The organism is Zobellella endophytica, from assembly GCF_003012775.1.
GTDB classification, from domain to species: Bacteria; Pseudomonadota; Gammaproteobacteria; order Enterobacterales; family Aeromonadaceae; genus Oceanimonas; species Oceanimonas endophytica.
Map to the genome: position 1 here is coordinate 159,797 of NZ_PXYG01000002.1, position 19,670 is coordinate 179,466.

20 protein-coding genes are annotated in these 19,670 nt (G+C 63.2%); 10 read left to right on the top strand and 10 right to left on the bottom strand.

All coding sequences use genetic code 11. From position 1 onward, the window contains the following. Positions 1-30 precede the first annotated feature (30 nt). A complete protein-coding gene (gene clpS / locus C7H85_RS05900; RefSeq protein WP_106728794.1) occupies positions 31-348 on the bottom strand; it encodes an ATP-dependent Clp protease adapter ClpS in 318 nt (105 codons plus the stop codon). A 383-nt stretch (positions 349-731) separates the two neighbouring features. On the opposite strand from clpS, the gene cspD reads away from it, so the two are divergent. From cspD to C7H85_RS05915, 3 genes are all read left to right on the top strand, one after another. Then, positions 732-947 carry a cold shock domain-containing protein CspD gene (cspD, locus tag C7H85_RS05905; RefSeq protein ID WP_106728795.1) on the top strand — a complete coding sequence of 72 codons (216 nt, stop codon included), beginning with the start codon at positions 732-734 and terminating at the stop codon, positions 945-947. Positions 948-1,121: 174 nt separating this feature from the next. Continuing rightward, on the top strand, positions 1,122-1,541 hold the full coding sequence (gene mscL, locus C7H85_RS05910; protein ID WP_106728796.1) for a large-conductance mechanosensitive channel protein MscL: 420 nt from the start codon (positions 1,122-1,124) through the stop codon (positions 1,539-1,541). A gap of 8 nt (positions 1,542-1,549) precedes the next feature. Further along, on the top strand, positions 1,550-1,870 hold the full coding sequence (locus tag C7H85_RS05915) for a heavy metal-binding domain-containing protein (protein ID WP_106728797.1): 321 nt from the start codon (positions 1,550-1,552) through the stop codon (positions 1,868-1,870). Between the two features lie 2 nt (positions 1,871-1,872). Here the strand turns inward: C7H85_RS05915 and treC are convergent, their stop codons facing one another. Together treC and treB are read right to left on the bottom strand one after the other, a co-directional pair. After that, complete coding sequence (gene treC / locus C7H85_RS05920) at positions 1,873-3,543, bottom strand: alpha,alpha-phosphotrehalase (protein ID WP_106728798.1); 1,671 nt, start codon at positions 3,541-3,543, stop codon at positions 1,873-1,875. 68 nt (positions 3,544-3,611) lie between these two features. Continuing rightward, the gene (treB, locus tag C7H85_RS05925) at positions 3,612-5,027 is read right to left on the bottom strand and encodes a PTS trehalose transporter subunit IIBC (RefSeq protein ID WP_106728799.1); all 1,416 of its coding nucleotides are present in this window, start codon (positions 5,025-5,027) and stop codon (positions 3,612-3,614) included. 138 nt (positions 5,028-5,165) lie between these two features. Between treB and treR the strand changes: the two genes are divergently transcribed. From treR to dbpA, 4 genes are all read left to right on the top strand, one after another. Continuing rightward, positions 5,166-6,125 carry a trehalose operon repressor TreR gene (gene treR, locus C7H85_RS05930; RefSeq protein WP_106729378.1) on the top strand — a complete coding sequence of 320 codons (960 nt, stop codon included), beginning with the start codon at positions 5,166-5,168 and terminating at the stop codon, positions 6,123-6,125. A 71-nt stretch (positions 6,126-6,196) separates the two neighbouring features. After that, entirely contained in the window at positions 6,197-8,827 is a 2,631-nt protein-coding gene (gene glnD / locus C7H85_RS05935; RefSeq protein ID WP_106728800.1) for a bifunctional uridylyltransferase/uridylyl-removing protein GlnD, read from the top strand. Positions 8,828-8,987: 160 nt separating this feature from the next. Then, entirely contained in the window at positions 8,988-10,019 is a 1,032-nt protein-coding gene (gene dapD, locus C7H85_RS05940) for a 2,3,4,5-tetrahydropyridine-2,6-dicarboxylate N-succinyltransferase (protein WP_106728801.1), read from the top strand. Positions 10,020-10,563: 544 nt separating this feature from the next. Beyond that, positions 10,564-11,940 carry an ATP-dependent RNA helicase DbpA gene (dbpA, locus tag C7H85_RS05945; RefSeq protein ID WP_106728802.1) on the top strand — a complete coding sequence of 459 codons (1,377 nt, stop codon included), beginning with the start codon at positions 10,564-10,566 and terminating at the stop codon, positions 11,938-11,940. A gap of 41 nt (positions 11,941-11,981) precedes the next feature. On the opposite strand, the gene C7H85_RS05950 is transcribed toward dbpA, so the two are convergent. The 3 genes from C7H85_RS05950 to C7H85_RS05960 all read right to left on the bottom strand — a co-directional run bounded on the left by C7H85_RS05950 (position 11,982) and on the right by C7H85_RS05960 (position 14,610). After that, positions 11,982-12,356: a DUF4870 domain-containing protein gene (locus tag C7H85_RS05950; RefSeq protein ID WP_210433582.1), complete on the bottom strand. Its 375-nt coding sequence runs from the start codon at positions 12,354-12,356 to the stop codon at positions 11,982-11,984. Positions 12,357-12,366: 10 nt separating this feature from the next. Then, entirely contained in the window at positions 12,367-12,633 is a 267-nt protein-coding gene (locus tag C7H85_RS05955; RefSeq protein ID WP_106728804.1) for a DUF3081 domain-containing protein, read from the bottom strand. 138 nt (positions 12,634-12,771) lie between these two features. Further along, positions 12,772-14,610, bottom strand: a complete 1,839-nt coding sequence (locus C7H85_RS05960; RefSeq protein WP_106728805.1) for an SLC13 family permease — start codon at positions 14,608-14,610, stop codon at positions 12,772-12,774. Between the two features lie 262 nt (positions 14,611-14,872). Between C7H85_RS05960 and C7H85_RS05965 the strand changes: the two genes are divergently transcribed. Next, a complete protein-coding gene (locus tag C7H85_RS05965) occupies positions 14,873-15,706 on the top strand; it encodes a CvfB family protein (protein WP_106728806.1) in 834 nt (277 codons plus the stop codon). A 51-nt stretch (positions 15,707-15,757) separates the two neighbouring features. On the opposite strand, the gene C7H85_RS05970 is transcribed toward C7H85_RS05965, so the two are convergent. From C7H85_RS05970 to C7H85_RS05985, 4 genes are read right to left on the bottom strand one after another with little or no spacing between them, the layout of a single operon-like run. After that, positions 15,758-16,198 carry a flavodoxin gene (locus tag C7H85_RS05970; RefSeq protein WP_106728807.1) on the bottom strand — a complete coding sequence of 147 codons (441 nt, stop codon included), beginning with the start codon at positions 16,196-16,198 and terminating at the stop codon, positions 15,758-15,760. 12 nt (positions 16,199-16,210) lie between these two features. Further along, positions 16,211-17,125 carry a glutaminase B gene (gene glsB / locus C7H85_RS05975; protein WP_106728808.1) on the bottom strand — a complete coding sequence of 305 codons (915 nt, stop codon included), beginning with the start codon at positions 17,123-17,125 and terminating at the stop codon, positions 16,211-16,213. Positions 17,126-17,176: 51 nt separating this feature from the next. Further along, positions 17,177-17,908, bottom strand: coding sequence for a tRNA pseudouridine(65) synthase TruC (gene truC, locus C7H85_RS05980; RefSeq protein ID WP_106728809.1), 732 nt, complete (start codon positions 17,906-17,908; stop codon positions 17,177-17,179). Further along, a complete protein-coding gene (locus C7H85_RS05985) occupies positions 17,905-18,240 on the bottom strand; it encodes a YqcC family protein (RefSeq protein ID WP_106728810.1) in 336 nt (111 codons plus the stop codon). The genes truC and C7H85_RS05985 overlap by 4 nt, the downstream gene beginning before the upstream one ends. Positions 18,241-18,326: 86 nt before the next feature. On the opposite strand from C7H85_RS05985, the gene C7H85_RS05990 reads away from it, so the two are divergent. Both C7H85_RS05990 and C7H85_RS05995 read left to right on the top strand, forming a co-directional pair. Then, positions 18,327-19,364, top strand: a complete 1,038-nt coding sequence (locus tag C7H85_RS05990) for a DUF3549 family protein (protein WP_106728811.1) — start codon at positions 18,327-18,329, stop codon at positions 19,362-19,364. Further along, a complete protein-coding gene (locus tag C7H85_RS05995) occupies positions 19,357-19,659 on the top strand; it encodes a DUF3301 domain-containing protein (protein ID WP_106728812.1) in 303 nt (100 codons plus the stop codon). The genes C7H85_RS05990 and C7H85_RS05995 overlap by 8 nt, the downstream gene beginning before the upstream one ends. Positions 19,660-19,670 lie beyond the last annotated feature (11 nt).

Genomic DNA, 19,670 nt, shown 5'->3' on the forward strand with positions numbered 1-19,670 from the left:
CTGCGGTGTCCCGTTGCGGCGGGTACTTACTCATGCCTGCTCCATGGTACACAACAGCGGATGTTCGTGCGTACGGGCAAACTTGTTCACTTGCGCTACCTTGGTCTCTGCGATCTCGGCGGTAAACAGACCGCAGATGCCTTTCCCCTGATAATGTACCGCCAACATCACCTGCGTGGCCTTGTCCACATCCATTGCAAAGAACTTCTGCAGCACCTCCACCACAAAGTCCATGGGGGTATAATCGTCGTTATTCAAGATGACCTTGTACATAGGAGGGGGCTGCAGCGCAGTTTCTTCCACCTCTTTTACCCGGTCACCGACGGCCTGCTGTATTCTCCTGCTCATATAGTTACTCTAAATCACTGTTCCGAATCGTGCTACAGAAGACGACTCCGCCCGGTGGCCCGATATCATGCCCCGGCCGCTGCCGCTTCCGTACCGGTTAACCTCGTTGCTGGCGCAGGAACGGTCATCTAGCCTTTCCTTCACACTACCGCTTAAGCCGCCGCTGTCAATAGCCTTGATCGGCGATGTTTCCGATGATAAACAAATGCTTGACTACCCCCAAAGTTAGACTAGAGTGGTCGATTGGTAACCATCGACACTGGTCACCATCTGGTGCTTGGTCATGGTTGCCGCATCCGGCGGGAAATCGCCTGTAGTTATAATTGGCAGCTGCCGATTACTCAATGTTGTTTAGGATGTTTGAGCAAAAAGGATGCAGAAGTATGGCAACCGGTACGGTGAAGTGGTTTAACAACGCAAAGGGATTTGGGTTTATCTGTCCGGAAGAAGGCGGCGAAGACGTGTTCGCACACTTTTCCACCATTCAGATGGAAGGATACAGAACCCTGAAAGCGGGCCAGGTCGTCCGATACGAAATACAGGAAGGACCCAAGGGCAACCATGCGACCAGCATAGTGCCTCACGGCCAACAAGTATAATAAAGCACGGGATACACAGTATCTCTTAACCCAAGGCGCTGAGGCGCCTTTCCTGTGCCCGCCCGGGCCGCCGGTGAAAAACCACCACCAGACTCAATTTTGACCTCTCCTATTCCGTCAACACCGACTAAAATTCAAACCACTCCTTTTCTCCTTTCAGGGCAGTGGATCATCATGAGCATCATAAAAGAATTCAAAGAGTTCGCGGTAAAAGGCAATGTGGTCGACATGGCGGTCGGCATCATCATCGGTGCCGCTTTCGGCAAAATCGTCAGTTCCCTGGTTAACGATGTCGTCATGCCCCCCATCGGGGTGTTGATCGGCGGCGTCGACTTTTCCGACCTGGCGATCGTATTGCAGGAGGCGGCAGGAGAAATACCGGCGGTCACCCTGTCCTACGGCAAGTTCATCCAGACCATACTCGACTTCACCATCGTCGCCTTCGCCATCTTCATGATGATCAAGGTGATCAACCGGCTCAAACGCAAGGAGGAAGCCAAGGCCGAAGAGCCGGCGGCACCGCCGGCCCCCAGCAAGGAAGAGCAGCTGCTGAGCGAAATCCGTGACTTACTCAAACAAAAAAGCAATCTCTAGGAGCCTCCATGGATCTGACCACCACCCCCTCTATCGAAGGCCGGCGCATCCGCAAGTACTGCGGCGTAGTCGCCGGCGAGGCCATTCTCGGCGCCAACCTGTTCAAGGACATGTTCGCCGGCATCCGCGACCTGGTCGGCGGCCGCTCGGGGACCTATGAACGGGAGCTGCAGCGGGCCCGGGACATCGCCTTGCAGGAACTGGAGCAGAAAGCCCTGACACTGGGTGCCAACGCGGTGGTCGGCATCGACCTGGATTATGAAGTCATGGGCCAGAACAACGGCATGCTGATGGTCTCCGCCAGCGGCACCGCCGTTATCGTCGAATAACGCTACTCCAGCAACCAAGCCTGGCACTGGTAGGGCGCCAGCCGCAGGGCGCAGGGGGCGGCCGGGGCCGAGCCGATGTTGTCGACCAGCAACTCGGCCCGGCGCCAGGGCGCCAACGCCGGTGGCTCGAACGCCTGCGGCTCCCGTCCCAGGTTGGCCACCACCAGTATCCGTTGCTCCCCGTCATCGCGCAGATAGCACCAGATGCGGGAATGCGCGGGCAGCAGGTCTCGGTAGTCGCCCCGCACTATCACCGGGTGCCGCTTGCGCAGCAGGATCAGCCGCCGGTAGTGGTAAAACACCGACGCCGGATCCGCCAGCGCCGCCGCCACGTTCACCCTGTCCTTGCTCGCCCCCGGTGCCAGCCAGGGCGTGCCGCGGGTAAAACCGGCTTGTTCACCATCGTCCCACTGCATGGGGCTGCGGGCATTGTCCCGGGAGCGGACCGCCAATATCGCCATCACCTCTTCCTCCCCCAGTCCCTGTTCGAGCAGGATCCGGTGCATGTTACGGCTTTCCACGTCGGCATACTGCCCGATACGGTCATAGCCCGGGTTGGGCATGCCGATCTCCTCCCCCTGGTAGATATAGGGCGTGCCCTGCATCAGGTGAAGCACCGCCGCCAGCATCTTGGCGGAGCGCTCCCGGTACTCGCCCTCGTCGCCGAAGCGGGAAAGGATGCGCGGCTGATCGTGGTTGCACCAGAACAAGGCATTCCAGCCGCGCCTGTGCAGGCCCCGCTGCCACTCGCCGAACAGCCGCTTGAGTTCGACGAAATCCGGCGGCGCCAGCCGCCACTTGTTGCCTCCCGGGTAATCCACCTTGAGGTGGTGGAAGTTGAACACCATAGATAACTCTTCGCTGTCCGGGCTCGAGTAGCGCTGGCAGTGGGCCAGGCTGGTGGAGGACATCTCTCCCACCGTCATCATATTGCAGGGGGTGAACACCGTCCGATTGAGTTCGTGCAGGAATTCGTGGATTCGGGGACCATCGGTATAGAAGCGCCGCCCGTCGCCCTGCTCATCATCGGGAAAGGCCTGGTCCTTGGAGATCAGGTTGATCACGTCCAGGCGCAGCCCATCGACGCCCTTCCCGGCCCAGAACCGGACGATGTTGTTCACCTCCTCCCGCACCCCGGGGTTTTCCCAGTTCAGATCCGCCTGCTCCACCGCGAACAGGTGCAGGTAATATTGGCCCGAGACGGCATCCCGTTGCCAGGCGCTGCCGCCGAACTTGGACTGCCAGTTGTTGGGGGGACCGCCGTCGCGACCGTCGCGCCAGATGTAGAAGTCCCGGTAAGGGCCGGCCGGATCCCGGATGGCGGCCTGGAACCAGGGATGGGCGGTGGAGGTGTGGTTGACCACCAGATCCATGATCACGCGGATACCGTGCCGATGGGCCTCGGCCAGCAGTTGCTCGAAATCGGCCATGGTGCCGTAGGCCGGATCGATCCGGTAGTAGTCGGCGATGTCGTAGCCGTTGTCTATCTGGGGGGAGGCGTACACCGGCGTCAGCCAGAGGGCGTCGACCCCCAGGCCGGCAAGGTAGTCGAGTTTTTCGATCACTCCGCGCAAATCACCGGTGCCGCTGGCCCCTGAATCGTAGAAGGATTTGGGGTAGATCTGGTAGATGACCCCCCAATGCCACCATTGTCCGTACTGCTCTTTGTTCATATGCGTGCTCTTCGTTCAATCTTGGTAGAAAGGGCCCGGGCACAAGCCGCGCCGGGCCTGCGATAGCCTCAGCCCAGGGCCGCCCCGGCCCGTTGCCGGCGCTGGTACAGCAGCACCGTCAGCAGCATGGGCACCACCACGGCGATGGCCATGGCCAACAGGTAAATCAGCCAGTAGCGAGGCTGGATGGAGAGGATGCCCGGCAGGCCACCCACCCCGATGCCGTTGGCCAGCACCCCGGACAGGCCGCACAGCAGGGCCGCCAGGGCGGAGCCGGCCATGGCGCAGAGCATGGGAAACTTGTACCTGAGGTTGATGCCGTACATGGCCGGCTCCGTCACCCCCAGATAGGCGGAAATGGCCGCCGGCACCGATATCTCCCGTTCGTTGGCCTTCTTGCTGACCCAGATGATGCCCACCACGGCGGAGGCCTGGGCGATATTGGACAAGGCGATCAGCGGCCAGATGGGGGTACCGCCCATGCTCTGCATCAGTTGCAGATCCACCGCATTGGTGGTGTGGTGGATGCCGGTGATCACCAGGGGCGCGTAGAAGAAGCCGAACAGGGCCGCCCCGATGGGAGCGAAGTTGCCGGTCATCGCCGCCCTGGCGACCAAGGCCACGCCGTCCCCCAGCAGGCGGCCGAAGGGGCCGATCAGGGTGTGGGCCAGGGTGACCGCCACCAGCAGGGAGACAAAGGGCACTATCACCAGGTAGAGGTAGTCCGGCACCCATTTCTTCAGCCGGAGCTCGATCATCGCCAGCACCACCCCGGCCAGCATGGCGGGGATCACCTGGGCCTGATAGCCGACCTTCTCGATCACGAAGAACCCCAGATCCCAGACCTCCGGCAGTTGTTGGCCGATCAGGTAGGCATTCATCAACTGGGGCGAGACCAGGGTCACCCCCAGCACGATGCCGAGGATGGGCGTGCCCCCCATCTTCTGCACCGTGGACCAGCACACCCCCACCGGCAGGAAGAAGAAGATCGCCTCGCCGATCAGCCAGAGGAAGGAGTGCACCTCGGCCCAGAAGGGGCTGACATGAATCAGGGTCTGGCCGTCGAACAGGGCGATGTCGCCGATCAGGTTGCGAAAGCCCAGGATCAGGCCGCCGGTGATGATGGCCGGCAGCAGCGGCACGAAAATCTCCGCCAGGTGGGAGATGGCCCGCTCCCAGACACTCATGTTCTGCCGGGCCGCCTGCTTGGCCTGCTCCTTGCCCTGCCCCTCCTGGCCGAGCAGGACGTTCAGCGCCTGATAATAGCTGTCCACACTGGTGCCGATCACCACCTGGAACTGGCCGGCATTAGTGAAGCAGCCCTTGACCGCCGACAGGGCCTCTATTTTCTTCAGATCGGCCTGCCCCGGGTTGTTCAGCACGAATCGCAGCCGGGTCAGGCAGTGGCTGACCGCTGCTATGTTGCCCTTGCCGCCGATATGTTCAATCAAGGTTGCCATTTCCTGGCTTTTGCTCTGGCTCATGGGGTTTTCCTTAACAATGGAATCGATACCGCGCAGTGTAGCCATATTCCACAAAAACAAAATGGTATCGATACCATTTTGTGCAAGCGCTCACACTTAGGGCACAATCCCGCTACCTCGAGCAAGTTGACTACCATGATGAAGAAACGCCTGACGATTTCCGATATTGCCCGGCTGGCTGGGGTGGGCACCACCACCGTCTCCCGGGTGCTGAACCAGGATCCCAAAGTCAAGCCGGAAACGCGCCACAAGATCGAGCAGATCATCGTCGAGGCCGGCTATGCCCCCTCCCCCTCGGCCCGCGCCATGCGCACCCAGCGCCAGCAGGTAGTCGGGGTCATCGTCTCGCGCCTGGATTCTGCTTCGGAGCACCAGGCGGTGCGCGGCATACTGCAGCTACTGGAGCAGGGCGGCTATGAAGTGCTGCTGATGGAATCCGGTTTCAGCAGCAACAAGGTGGCGGAGCACCTTAACTGGCTGCGCCTGCGCCAGGCCGACGGCGCCATCCTGTTTGCCTTTACCGGCCTGGAGTTGGATGGGCAGGCCGACTGGCAAGACAAGCTGGTGGTCATGGCCCGCCGCTACCCGGGCTTTTCGTCGGTCTGCTACGACGACAAGGGCGCCATCGCGCTGATGCTGGAGCACCTGTGGCGGCAAGGGGTGCACCGACCGGCCTATGTCGGCGTGGAGCTGCGGGACAGCACCACTGGCCAGCAGCGCCTGGAAGCCTATCTCGCCTTTTGCCGGGAACGGGGGATTTCTCCCCACTACAGGTTGGGCGGCTTGTCGCACCAGGCTGGGATGGAAGCGGCTCATCTTCTGCTGACGGAACAAGTGGATACCGATGCGCTGGTGTGTGCCAGCGACACCCTGGCCCTGGGTGCCGCCAAGCATCTGCAGCAGAGCGGAAAAACGTTGACTCTTACCGGGATCGGCAATAACGAGTTGCTACGCTTTTTATTTCCGAACGTAGCCAGTGTCGATCTCGGCTACCAGCAAGCAGGCATCGCTGCCGCCCGCCAGTTGCTGGCCCAGATTGAACAACGGCAGGGCATCGCCGAGCTGGCCATGCCCTGCCGCCTGGTCTCGGCGGACTGATGTCCTTCCCCCAAGTAGCCGACTTTGTTAACTTAATCCCCCCCCCCTGAAGACAAGGAGCTCATCACCCTATGGATGCCAGCCTGCTCGCCCCGGCCCTGCTTAGCCCCGACCAGCTTACCCTGAGCAAATGCAAGGAAATTCTCGCCCGCCTGCAGGACTGGCTGGAGCAGCGCTTCAATGCCGGCGACGACATCATGGAGCTGGTGGTCACCCGCTCCCAGCACATGGATCAACTGCTCACCGGCCTGTGGCAGCGGCACGGCCTGGATCAGGACGCCGGGCTAGCGCTGGTGGCGGTGGGGGGTTACGGCCGCGGCGAACTGCACCCCTATTCGGATATCGACCTGCTGATCCTGAGCGACGATCCGGCCGAGGAAGAGCTGGGCGAGCGCATCGGCAGCTTTATCACCCTGTTGTGGGATCTGCGCCTGGAGGTGGGCCACAGCGTCCGCTCGGTGGCCGAATGCGTGCAGGAAGGCGAAAAGGACATCACCGTCGCCACCAACCTGATCGAGGCCCGGCTCATCACCGGCTGCTACGACACCTTCGCCGCCCTCACCCGGGCCACGGCGCCGGATCATTTCTGGCCCAGCCAGGCCTTCTTCGAGGCCAAGCGGGAGGAGCAGGAAGCCCGCCACCGCCAGTACCAGGACACCAGCTACAAGCTGGAGCCGGACATCAAGAGCAGCCCCGGGGGCCTGCGCGACATCCAGACCATCAGCTGGGTGGCCCGCCGCCACTTCGGCGCCGCCACCCTGAACGAAATGGTCAGCCACGGCTTTCTCAGCCGGGCCGAATACCGGGAACTGCTCGACTGCCAGAACTTCCTGTGGAAGCTGCGCTTCGCCCTGCACATGGCCATTCACCGCTCCGACAACCGGCTGCTGTTCGATCGCCAGCGGGCCGTGGCCACCGCCCTCGGCTTTGCCGGCGAGGGCAACGAGCCCATCGAGCAGATGATGAAACGTTTCTACCAGACGGTACGGCGGGTCGCCGAGCTCAACGAGATGCTGCTGCAGCTGTTCGACGAGGCCATCCTCGGCCATATCGCCATGGACGTGCGCATGCTCACCCCCGAGTTCCGCCTGCGCGGCCGGCTGATCGACGTGGTCAGCCCCCGCCTGTTCAAGGAAGAGCCCGCCGCCATCCTGCGGCTGTTCTACCAGATCGCGGCCAACCCGCAGATCACCGGCATCTATTCCACCACCCTGCGCCAGCTGCGCGACGCCCGCCGCCGGCTGCCCGGCTTCCTGTGCGAACGGGCCGACTGTCGCCGGCTGTTCATGATGCTGATGCGCCATCCCCGGGGCAGCGAGCTGGCGCTGACCCTGATGCACCGCTACGGCATCCTCGCCGCCTACTTCCCCCAGTGGAGCAAGATAGTGGGCCAGATGCAGTTCGACATGTTCCACGCCTATCCGGTGGACGAGCACACCCACCGGCTGCTGAAAAACATCTATCTGTTCCGCGAGCCGGGCGGCAGGCGCAGCCACCCCCTGTGCCATGAAATCACCGGCCGGCTGCGCAAGCCGGAGCTGTTGTACCTGGCCGCCCTGTTCCACGACATCGCCAAGGGCCGGGGCGGCGACCATTCGGAGCTCGGCGCCGAGGACGCCCTCGCCTTCTGCCTGCAGCACGATCTCGACAAGTCGGACGCCCGCCTGGTGTCCTGGCTGGTGCGCCAGCACCTGCTGATGTCGGTCACCGCCCAGCGCCGGGACATCTACGACCCGGACGTGATCAGCGAATTCGCCACCCTTGTGCGGGACGAGTTGCGCCTGGACTACCTCTACTGCCTGACGGTGGCCGACATCTGCGCCACCAACGATCACCTGTGGAACGACTGGAAGGGCAGCCTGCTGCGCGAGCTCTACTTCGCCACCCAGAAGGCGCTGCGCCGGGGCCTGGAAAACCCGCCGGACCTGCGCCTACGCATCCGTGAAAACCAGCGCCAGGCGCGCCAGCTGCTGGCCCACCTGGATACCCCTTATGAGCGGGTCAAGCCGCTGTGGGCGCGCTTTACCGCCGATTATTTCCTGCGCCACACCCCGGAGCAAATCGCCTGGCACAGCCGCCATATCCTGGCCCACGACGACGACAACCGCCCGCTGGTGCAGATCAGCCAGCAGCCAGGCCGGGGCGGCAGCGAGCTGTTCATCTACAGCCCGGACTCGCCCAACCTGTTCGGCCGGGTAGCGGCGGCGCTGGATCAGAAGAACCTCAACATCCACGACGCCCAGATCATGACCTCCAAGGATGGCTACGCCCTGGATACCTTCATCGTGCTCGAACCGGACGGCCAGCCGGTGAGCGGCGACCGGCTCGCCGATCTGTGCGACAGCCTGAGCGCGGTGCTGGTCAGTACCACGCCGCCGGCCATTCGCCTGCGGCCGCCATCGCGCCGGCACCGGGAGTTCGACGTGCGCACCCAGGTCAACTTTCTGCAGCCCCAGCGACTGACCAAACGCACCCTGATGGAGCTGGTGGCGCTCGACACCCCCGGCCTGCTGGCCCGTATCGGTGCCGTGTTCAGTCAGCAGGGGCTCAATCTGCACGCGGCCAAGATCACCACCATCGGCGAGCGGGTGGAGGATTTCTTCAGCCTCACCAACAGCGAGGATCGGCCATTAAATGAGCAAGAGCAGGTGCAATTGCGAGAAAAGTTGGTCGGCGAGCTCAACCAGGACGGCAAAATATGATAAAAGATGCCCCAGTTTTGAATATTCAGCAACGGGCCGGCTGAGCACTGCGCCGAACCGTTCGGCAAACCGCAAGGCTCGGCCTGCAACAGATTTACACCCGGCTGGTCGCTGAGCGTCAGCCGATCGGGAATTCAAACAAATTAACGGAGTGAACAGGATGGCAAACTTTGCTTTCGGTCTGGGTGTGGGCACCAAGTCCGCCAAGGGTGAATGGCTGGAGGTTTACTACAACCTGCCGCTGCTGAACGCCGATGACGCGCTGATCAAGGCAGTGGCGGCAACAGTAGGTTACCAGGGCGGCAACGCGGCCATCGAAATCGGCGCGGCACAGCTGAAAGACCTGGGAGCGGCCTTCCTGTCGGTGAAGGCTCAGGCCCAGGCCGAGATCGTAGAGGTGCTGGCCGGCACCCGCCAGCCACTGGTGGTGACCATACTGGAAACCGACGCCGCCCCTGCCAACACCGCCGAGGTTTACCTGAAGCTGGCGCTGCTTTCCCACCGCCTGGTGAAACCGCACGGTCTGGATCTGTCCGGCATGTTCGGCCTGCTGCCCAACGTGGCCTGGACCTCCGAGGGCGCCATCGCGGTAGATGAACTGGCCAGCCGCCAACTGGCCGCCCGTGCCCAGGGCCGCACCATCAGCGTCAACTCGGTCGACAAGTTCCCGAAAATGACCGATTACGTGGTCCCGGCCGGTGTGCGCATCGGTGATGCCTCCCGTATCCGTCTCGGGGCGCACGTGGGCGAAGGCACTACCGTCATGCATGAAGGTTTCATCAACTTCAACGCTGGCACCCTGGGCGTGAGCATGGTTGAAGGCCGCATCTCCGCGGGCGTGGTGGTGGGCAACGGCTCGGATCTGGGCGGCGGCTGCTCTACCATGGGTACCCTGTCCGGTGGCGGCAACATCGTTATCTCCGTGGGTGAAGGCTGCCTGCTGGGCGCCAACGCCGGCCTGGGCATCCCCCTGGGCGATCGTTGCACCATCGAGTCTGGTCTCTACATCACTGCCGGCTCGAAAGTCACCGTGCTGGATGATCAGAACCACGACGTACAGACCATTAAAGCCGCCGGGCTGGCCGGCAAAAACGACCTGCTATTCCGTCGTAATTCCCAGAACGGCCGCATCGAGGTGAAAACCAACAAGTCCGCGATCGAACTGAACGCCGAGCTGCACAAGCACAACTAATTAAGCCGCTAGCCCGGGGGCGGCCCTGCCGCCCCCTCGGTTTGATGACGACACCGTCTGTTTCACGGGCAGGAGTCGGCCAAAAGGCCGACTTCGCCGACCCGCTTCAAAAGCTGACACTCGCCTTTTCAGCCTGCTGCGAACATTCACCGGATGTTCGGTCAGGCTGAAACGACTCGTCACGGCGAGACAAGCTCGCCCCATGTACGCTCGCACATACCGGATTTCGCGGAAACCGCCGTATCATAGCTTCGCGATGCTGGCGGCGGTGCAAGGCGCTTCACGCCCCATGGCATGTGACGGTCGGTGGAGCCGTTCCCTTTGTCCGCCTGTTTTGGCATGGGTGTTGCGTGTTTAAATAAGCCCGAAGGGTTGTCAGCAGCCTGCCTTCTTTCCCCGTTTTTTCCAGCCTGTCCTTCAAGCAAACCCTCTCCCCCGGAAGACGTTTTTTTGCCGCTGCAAAAAACCGCAGCCGCATCCACTTTTCTGCTACAATGCGCGCCCGCCTTTCGGCACCCCATTTACCCGATATCAAGAGCTTGCCGTGAACCATACCGAATTCTCCGCCCTGCCCCTGGCCCCCGCGCTGATCGACAACCTGAGCAGCCTGGAATACACCCAAATGACGCCCATTCAGGCCCAGAGTCTACCCCTGGTGCTGGCCGGCAAGGACGTGATCGCCAAGGCCAGTACCGGCAGCGGCAAGACGGTGGCCTTCGGACTGGGCCTGCTGGCCCGGCTGGATGTCAACCGGCTGGTGGTACAGGCCATGGTGCTGTGCCCCACCCGGGAGCTGGCGGATCAGGTGGCGCGGGAGCTGCGCCGCCTGGCCCGGGCCATGGCCAACGTCCGCCTGGTCACCCTGTGCGGCGGCTCGCCCAACGGTCCCCAGCTCACCGCTCTGGCCGGCGGTGTGCACATAGTGGTCGGCACCCCGGGCCGCCTGCTCAAGCACCTGGACAAAGGCACCCTGCAACTGGACGGCCTCAACACCCTGGTGCTGGACGAGGCAGATCGCATGCTGGACATGGGCTTTGCCGACGACATCCAGCGGGTGGTCGCCTTCGCCCCCAGGGGGCGCCAGACTCTGCTGTTCTCCGCCACCTATCCCGAGGGCATAGAGCAGATGAGCCGGGGCCTGCAGCGGCAGCCGGAACAGGTGTCGGTGGCCGAGCCGCAACGGGCTGACGCCATCGTACAGACCCTGTACGAGGTGGCGCCCGAACAGCGCCGGCAGGCTCTGGCCACCCTGCTCGGCCATTATGCGCCCGTCTCCTGCGTGGTGTTCTGCAATACCAAACGCGCCTGCCAGGAGGTGGCCGATCACCTCAACGGCCTGGGCTTCGCCGCCCTGGCCCTGAACGGGGATCTGGAGCAGAAAGAGCGGGATCAGGTGCTGATCCGCTTCGCCAACGGCAGCGCCAATGTGCTGGTGGCCACCGACGTGGCCGCCCGCGGCCTGGATATCAAGGAACTGGCGATGGTGGTCAACTACGAAGTCACCCAGGATCCACAAGTGCATGTGCACCGGGTCGGCCGTACCGGCCGCGCCGGCCAGCAGGGCCTGGCCCTCACCCTCTACAGCCCGAAGGAAGCCTACCGGGTCAACATGGTCGAAGAATACCAGCAGGCACCCATTCCCCAGGGCCGGCTGGCCGAGCTGAACGGCGGCGCGGCACCACGGCAACCGGAAATGGTGACCCTGTGCATTGCCGGCGGCCGTAAAATCAAGATCCGCGCCGGCGACATCCTCGGCGCCCTGACCGGCGAGGCCGGCATCGCCGGCAGCCAGGTGGGCAAGATCGACATCACGGAAATGCAGTCCTACGTGGCGGTACACCGGGATGCGGCCCGCCAGGCGCTGAAGCACCTGCAGCAGGGCAAGATCAAGGGCCGCAGCGTCAAGGCGCGCAAGATCTAGCCCCAACAGCACGGCTCCCGGAGCAGGCCGGGCGCCGCCGCTCAGTTCACCAGCCGCAGGCTGAACGGATAACGGTAATATTCCCCCCGGCTGGCCTTGACGATGCCGACGATGGTGAGGATCAGGGCGGCGATGCCGAGCACGGCCATCAGCACGAAACCGATGAGCACCAAGGCCAGCAGCCAGCACACCACCATGGCCAGCAGCAGGGTTATCTGAAAATTCAGCACCTCCCTGCCATGGTGGTCCACATATCCCGACGCCCTGCGTTTCATCAGCCACAGCACCAGCGGGGCGATGATGTTGCCGAGCGGAATGATAAAACCGGCGAAGACCGAAAGATGGCAGAACATAGCCCAGTTCTTCTCATCCGGGCCGGGACCGGCATGGGCGCGCTCCGGTGTCGGTCCGGACACGGCGGCGTCCTTATCGGTCATTGAAATGGCGGTGAATGTAGTCGACCTTGGCCATGAAGCGCGCCTTGGCCTGCTCGCTGTCGTAATCGAAATGATAGCTCTGGTGGAAGTTGAGCTGCAGGCTGACCCCGCTGCCGGACAGGTTGACGCTGTAACCGTCGAAATCGCTGCGCGCCACTATTCCCTCCAGCATATGGCCATCCTCGTAGGGCTCGCCCAGACGCTGAATCTTTTCAAAAACCTCCAGTACGACCTTGCTATCCAGTTCGTTATGCATGGTGATGTCCTCGTCATGGTCAGTCTGCTTTTCACCGAAAGGGATTCATAAGAATCCCAATCCATTTGCCTTAATGATGGCCGAACAATGGCGCCGTACCGCTCTTTTCCCTAGGGTGCCCGTTGCCCCAGCGCCCGCTCAGAGCGGCCATACCCACAACAACATGGGTATGCTGACCAGTACCACCAGCAGTTCCAAGGGCAAGCCCAGACGCCAGTAGTCGCCAAAATGAAAGCCGCCAGGCCCCAGGATAAGAGTGTTGTTCTGATGCCCTATCGGTGTCAGAAAGGCACAGGAGCCACCGATGGCCACCGCCATCAGGAAAGGATCCGCGTTCGCTCCCAGCTGGTTGGCAGTACCGATGGCAATAGGGCACATGACCGCCGCCGTCGCCGCATTATTCATCAAATCCGACAGGGTCATGGTCACGACCAGGATCAGCGCCAGCGCCACGATGGCATGTCCCTGAGCCACACCATCCAACAGCAGGCGGGCAATCAGCTGAGCGGTATGAGTGGACTCCATCACGCCGGCTACCGGGATAAGAGCACCGAGCAACACCACCACTGGCCAGTCCACGGCACTGTATACCGAGCGTGGCGGTACCGTACGTAGCGCCATGGAAGCCAGCACACCGGCGGCGAACGACACCGCTGCCGGCAGAATACCGAAGGCGGCAGCCCCCACCGCCGTCGCCATGATGGCGGCGGCAGTCAATGCCTTGCCCTTATCGGGGATCCGCAGGTCACGCTCTGCCAGGGGCACACAACCGGCGCTGGTCGCAAACTCGGAGAGTGCCTCGGGAGCCCCCTGCATCAGCAGCAGATCACCGGCTTGAAATACGAGCGCCCGCAGCCTTGTCACCGAACGCTGTCCCTGGCGTGACACCGCCAGCAGGTTAACCCCGTAACGGGTACGCAGCTGGATACCTCGCGCAGAGCGGCCAAGCAGATCGGAGTTGGGCAGAATGACGAGCTCCATCAATACGATTTCATCGGATGGCTCGGATACAGACTCACTTGTTTCCTCCTGCTCGTCATTCTCGGCTTCCGTACCTGCGTCCTTTTTCTTCGACTCATTCTTAGCCGGCTTGGCCTCTTCCAGCTTAAGACCGAGGCTGGACAAGGCATTGGCGAGGGTTTCAGCCTCGGCTTCAATAATCAGAATATCTCCGGCCCGCGCTCGTCGGCGAGGATTGGGGGGAGTCACCCGAACTTCGTTGCGTACCAGGCCCAATACCTGGGCGTCGGCCTGTTCCAGAGCCTGTTCTATCTCGCGCAGAGTCTGTCCCTCGGCCTTGCAGCCTTCGGGAACACGAGCCTCGGTGATATAAGCGCCGGAATCAAACCCTTCCACCCCGGCCTGCTTGCGCTCCGGCACCAGCCGCCAGCCGATCAAAGCCACAAACGCCCCCCCCAGCACCGCCACCGCCAATCCAACCGGTGTATAATCGAACATGGCGAAGGCACTGGAACCGGTCGCTGCGCGAAAACCGGACACGATAAGGTTGGGAGGCGTGCCGATCAGGGTGGTCATCCCGCCCAATATGGTACCGAAGGCCAATGGCATCAGTACCCGTCCCGGGGGCAGCTCCTGGCGCCGGGCGGTCTGAATGGCGACCGGCATCAGTAACGCCAAGGCACCGACGTTGTTCATAAAGGCCGACAGTATGGCACCGAGTCCGGTGAGCGCGGCGATGGACAGGGTCGTTCCGGCCTTGATCGGCAACAACTGACGAGTCAGTACGTCAACCGCACCGGACGTCTGCAAGCCCCGGCTCAGCACCAGTACGCAGGCGACCGTAATCACCGCCGGATGGCTCAGGCCATTGAACGCATCTTCCGCGGGAACCAAGCCGGTCAGAATACAGGCCAACAGAGACCCCGCTGCCACCATGTCGTGGCGCCAGCGGCCCCACAGAAACATGAGCATGGTGATAAAAAGAATGGCAAGGATGATGATTTGGTCGTGGGTCATGCTGTTCTCGGCTCCTGCTCATGGGCGGGGCAATCAGCCAGGAGCTGCGCCATGCCGGGATAAAACGTCGTCTGCATTACCGACGCTGCCGTCAAGCTTTATCGATTGTAGCAGTATTTCTACTGGCCGCGGCAATTGATACCTCATAATTAGTTGAATTTTAAGAGTTTAATTTTTCCATTTTAAAACCCCCCGTTTCATGGTTGTGGTCTTTCCCGCCTCGGCAAGCTAAGATCCGCCTTTTGCGACGACGGTAACCACCATGATCAAGCTTGGCGACGACAATACCCTGCCCCTGCTGCGACTGGACGACAAGGGCGGCTGGCTGGACGCCGGCACCTACGGCGAAGCCTTCCTGCCCCGCCGCCAGTTGCCCGCCAACTGCCAACCGGGCGACGAGATAGCGGTATTCATCTACCTGGATGCGGATCTGGCGCCGGTGGTCACCACCGAGAAGCCCAGGGCCAGGGTCGGCCAGTTCGCCTCGCTCAAGGTGGTCACCACCAACCGGCTGGGAGCCTTCCTCGACTGGGGCATGAAAAAGGACATCTTCGTGCCCCAGCGCATGCAGTCCCAGCCCATGCACGAAGGCCGCCACTATGTGGTGTACCTCTATCTGGATCATGAAGGCCGCATGGTGGCAAGCAGCAAGCTGGACAGCTTCGTCAGCCGGGAGCGGCCCCCTTACCAGGCGGGGGATGAGGTCGGCCTGCTGATCGCCGAGCACACCCAGCTCGGCTTCAAGGCCATCGTCGACAACCGGTTCTGGGGCCTGGTGTTCAAGTCCGATGTCTCGGGCCGAGTCCCCACCGGCCTGGCCACCAGGGGCTATGTGAAACAGGTGCGCGACGACGGCAAGCTCGATCTGACCCTGTTCAAGCCGGGTCCGGGCAAGGTGGACGACGCCGCCCAGGCGGTCCTCGACAAACTGGCGCAATCCGGCGGCGTGATGCGAGTCAGTGACAAGACGGATCCGGACACCATCTTCCGGCTGTTCGGCATCAGCAAGGGCACCTTCAAGAAAGCCATCGGCGGCCTGTACAAGAAGGGGCTGATCCGGATAGAAGAAGACGGTATCCGGGTGGCGAAGGAATAAGCCGGAAGCGAATCTACACCCCTTCCAACTTCAGGCTTCAAGCTTCAAGCTCTATATGTCTCCCATCCAGCCCTGCAGCCATGCCAGCGCCGGCTCTTCCGGCTCCAGGGTCTCGGTGGCATCCACCTCCAGCCGTTCGGTGATGGCCCGGGCCTGCAGTTCCTGCAGCAGCTCGTCGAACTGGCGTCCGGCGCCGCAGAAGTTGTCGTAGCTGCTGTCGCCGAGGGCGACCAGCGCGTAGCGCAGCCCGGGAAGCGGCGGGCTGCTTTCGCGCAGCTCTTCGAACAGCGGGATCAGGTTGGGGGGCAGGTCGCCCTGGCCGGTGGTGGAGGTAACCACCAGCCACAACCGATCCTTGTCCAGCTCCGCCAGCACCGCATCCTCATGCAGCCGGACGCTGTGCCCGGCATCGAGCAGCGCCTGCTCCAGGGTCTCGGCCACCAGCACCGCCGAGCCGTATACGGTACCGATAATAATCTCCACTGCCGCCATCGTTTCCTCCTGTCAGAAAAGTCGTAAGTCCAGGGCCCGGGACAGCTCTTCCAGCGCCCAGATCCCCGCCACCGAATTACCGTAACCGTTCAGCTCCGGCGACCAGACGCAGACGGTGAAGCGCCCGGGCACCACCGCCACTATGCCGCCGCCCACTCCCGACTTGGCAGGCATGCCCACCCGATAGGCGAAGTCCCCGGCCGCGTCGTAGAGCCCAGAGGTAAACAGCAGGGCGTTGAGCTGCTGGGTCTGCAGCCGGGACAGCCACGGCTCGCCGGTGATCACGCAACGGCCGCCATGGGCCAGAAAACCGAAGGCCCGGGCCAGATCGACACAGCTCATGGACAGGGCACAATAACTGAAATAGGCCCTGAGCACCTCGTCGACCTCGTTGTCGAAGTTGCCGAAGCTCTTCATCAGGTTGGCCATGGCCGCATTGCGGAAACGGTGCTCGTATTCGGAATCCGCCACCTTGTGGTCGATGCGGAGCCCCGGGTTGCCGGCGCGCAGGCGCATGGCCTCCAGAAAGGCGTGCACCGGGGCCGACAGCCGCGAACTCAGCGCATCCACCACCACCAGGGCGCCGGCGTTGATAAAGGGATTGCGCGGAATGCCCTGCTCGAACTCGAGCTGCACCAGGGAGTTGAAGGCGTTGCCCGACGGCTCCTTGCCCACCCGCCGCCAGAGTTCATCCCCGTAGCGCTGCTGGGCCATGGCCAGGGCGAACGCCTTGGAAATACTCTGGATGGAAAATGGCTCGGCGGCATCGCCGCTGCTGTAGAGTTCTCCTTCCGGGGTGCACAGGGCAATGCCGAAACGTTCGGCGGGCACCCGGGCCAGGGCCGGGATATAGTCGGCCACCACCCCCTGGCCGAAATGCCGGCGGGCTTGCTGGTTGATACGATCGAGTAGGGGCTGAAGTGTCACAAACTGAGTCTAAGCGGCTGAAAACACAGATCCTAACCCGACAGGGGCACACTAATCGAGCGCCCTTTTCCAACCGAACTCACAAATCAGCGATTGCCAGCCCGGGTCCGGCGCCGCCGTCAGCGCCAGCGGCGCCGCCGTGACCGGATGCGCCAGCCGGAGCCGGGCGGCATGCAGCAGCAGCCGCTCGCAGCCATAATGCTCGCGGAAGAAACGGTTGTGGCGGCCGTCACCGTGGGTGGTATCGCCCACGATAGGGTGAAACAGATGGGCCATGTGCCGGCGCAACTGGTGCTTGCGTCCGGTTTCCGGCATCAGCCGCACCAGGCTGTAACGGCTGGTGGCATGTTTCTTCGACACGGCGAAGGGCAGCTCGATCCGGGCCAGGCTTTGCCAATGGGTCACCGCCGGCTGCGCCGGCTTGTCGGTGGCGGCGAACTTGTCGGCGATGGCGTCCGGCCGATGGCTGAGGGAATAATCGAGGCTGCCCTGCTCCGGCATGTAGCCGCGTACCACCGCCAGGTATTCCTTGGCGGCCTGCCGCCCGGCGAAGCTGTCGGTCAGGGTACGGGCCACCTCGGCGCTCTTGGCAAACAGCAGCAGACCGGAGGTGGGCCGGTCCAGCCGGTGCACCGGAAACACGTGGCAGCCCACCGCATCCCGGGTCAGTTGCATGGCGAAGCGGGTCTCGTGCCGATCCAGCCAGCTGCGGTGCACCAGCAAACCGGCGGCCTTGTTGACCGCCACCAGCCAATCGTCCTCGTAAACCACCGAAATCGTCATTCCTGGCGCGGCACCCGTTGGCCGGACAGGGCTTCGTCCAGGCGGGCGATGGCCTCTTCCAGCGCCCGGGTGTCCTCGGCCAGTTCCTTGAAGCTTTCCGTCGCCATGGGATAGAGCGAGATCCGGGTCGGCAGCGGCGCCTCGGCATCGAGCAGCGCCTGCATCCGCGGCAGCAGCACGAACTGCAGCCACTGGGGGAAGGTCAGGGTGTCCAGACAAAAGGGCTCGCCACTGGCCAGCGCCTCGGGGGCAGGCGGCACCGCCTGCCACCAGGACAGCAGCTTGAGTTCGCGCTCTATGGCATGGAGCAGCGCTTGGGGGTCGGCATGCATGGTCGGGTTCCTCTTCAAATACCGGCGTACTATACCATCTTGCTGCCCGACTCCCTATAATTCGCCCTGGCCGACAGGAGGAGCCCATGCAGATAGATACCCTCAGCGAGTTTTTGACCCAGGCGGGCACCGAGTTTCGCCTCTATGATCTGGGCCGCCGTTTACAGCCCCTGCCCCGGGCAGACTTCGCCACCATCGAGGCCGGCCAGCGGCCCTACCCCTGGCCGTTGCAGCGGCACGCCTGGCTGGCGGTCAGCTACTGGCAGCAGGGCGCCGGCGCGCAGCGCTACGTCTGGTTTCTGAAGATCCCACTGGACGAACGGGGGCTGCTCAACCAGGCCGCCATCAAGCATTTCCTGTCCGCCCTGGTGGAGCAGTTGGGCCAGGATCCGGGCGCCCCGCTCAGCGACGAACAACAGCAGCGGCTGGCCCAGACCCCCTTCACCTTTCAGCCCGCCCAGGACAAGCTGGCCGCCTTCCACGCCCGCCTGAGCCAGGACCTGGGGCTGCCGCCCTCCGCCTACTACCGGCCGGTGCTGGAATATCTGCAGGCCCCGGAGCGGCGCGACTGGCAGCAGCTCGGCCTGCAGGGCCTGGCGGACCTGGCCGCCCGCCTGGCCACCGAGCCGGCGCTGGCGCAACAGCTGGGCCAGCGGCTGTTCCGGCTGCCGCCGCCGGTGCAGCAGGCGCTGCTGAGCCAGTGCGAACAGCAGCCGCTGCCGCCAGCCCTGGCCACCGTGCTGCTGGCGCAGATCAGCATCGAGCAGGAACGACAGACCCCGGATGAAGAGCGCATCAGCCTGTTGCTGCGCGCCACCGCCGGCTGCGCCCCCTTCCCGGCCCGCAGCCGGAAGATCGCCAGCCTGCTGACTCTGGCCCCGGGCCGCCCGCTGATGCTGGCGCTGGCGGCCCGGCTGTGGCAGGAGCTGACCGACGAATCCCTGCTGCTACAGTACCTGGCTCAGCTCGCCGAGCACCACCCCACGCTGTTCAACGGCCTGTTCGCCGAACTGGTCGCCACCCCGGCGCTGCGCCCGCTGATCCTGGCCAACCTGCACAACCCGGCCCTGCCGGCCCCGCTGCGGGACGCCATCGGCCAGCTCTTCGCCACGGCCCGTGGCTGAGCTGCTGGCGCTGCTGGCGCTGTTCCTGCTCGCCGCCGGCTACTGGCGGGTGCGCCAACAGAGCGAGTTCGCCCAGCGCTGGCTGCAGCATTATTGCCGGCGGCAGCAGCTGCAGCTGCTGAGCGTGTACCGTTACCGCTATGTCTGGCGCCGCGGCCGGCTGCTGGCCCAGTTCAAGTTCGAATTCAGCCATGACGGCCTGCAGCGCGATGAGGGCTCGCTCTGGCTTTGCGGCCTGAAAGCCCTGGAAGTATCATTGCCGGTGTTGCGCGAGCCGCCATCGCCTATGCTTTAATGACATGGTGT